This window comes from Stenotrophomonas sp. P5_B8 (genome assembly GCF_054049855.1).
Genome location: NZ_JBFULO010000827.1, coordinates 1 through 708 on the forward strand (window position 1 = coordinate 1; position 708 = coordinate 708).

Below are 708 nucleotides of genomic sequence, written 5' to 3' on the forward strand. Positions count from 1 at the left end.
CAGTATCCCTTATGTAGCGGCTGGTACATGAGCAAAGCCAGGTCAGCGTGATTGCAACCAATTGAAGCATCTCTGGTTCTGCATGATCCAGCTTTCCGCCGATAGCCCACTTCAGAAGACGATGGACCGGATGCTCATCATCTTCTGTCGCGAAGGCGATCACCCGCGACCATTCCACGTCGCGTCTATTGAGGCCCCAACGCCAGAGGTTTCGGTGCAGCAGGTTCGCGTTCCACGGATGCCCGGGAACAGCGGCGACTTCCAGCAGGAGGCCGATGGACTCTGCCTCCGATTGGTCAATCGAGTTGAGTAGCTCAAGCGAACGGCTTGTAAATGTCGGGTGTCCAGCTTGCGACTCGATGGCTCGCCATCGGACGCTTTGTTTGAAACTTTCCTGGATACCCCACTCGTGCCACCAACGAGCCCTCCCACCCGGCAGCGCGTCCACTAGCTCCATGTCGAAGGTCTCGGGGATCTGGATCGATAGGGCTTCGAAGAGCCCCGTCCATCCATACCGTTGAGAGCTGGACGTAAGCCATTCGAGTGGGCCGCCCGCGGTGAACACGCTCGCGACATCTATCGCGCCAGAAAGGGACGCCTGAACAAAAAGGTGGTCCTGGAAACGCTGAAACGCGATTCTCGCCACATCCTCCGGAGCTACAAAGAGACCATCCCCATGGGCTGTTGGATCAGGATCAAGACGGACGA

The 708-nt window shown here is 57.8% G+C and carries 1 protein-coding gene; it reads right to left on the reverse strand.

Translation table 11 applies throughout. The features are described 5' to 3' along the window. On the reverse strand, nucleotides 1-708 hold a 708-nt coding region (locus ACXJKH_RS21685), incomplete at both ends, for a hypothetical protein (RefSeq protein ID WP_457322477.1).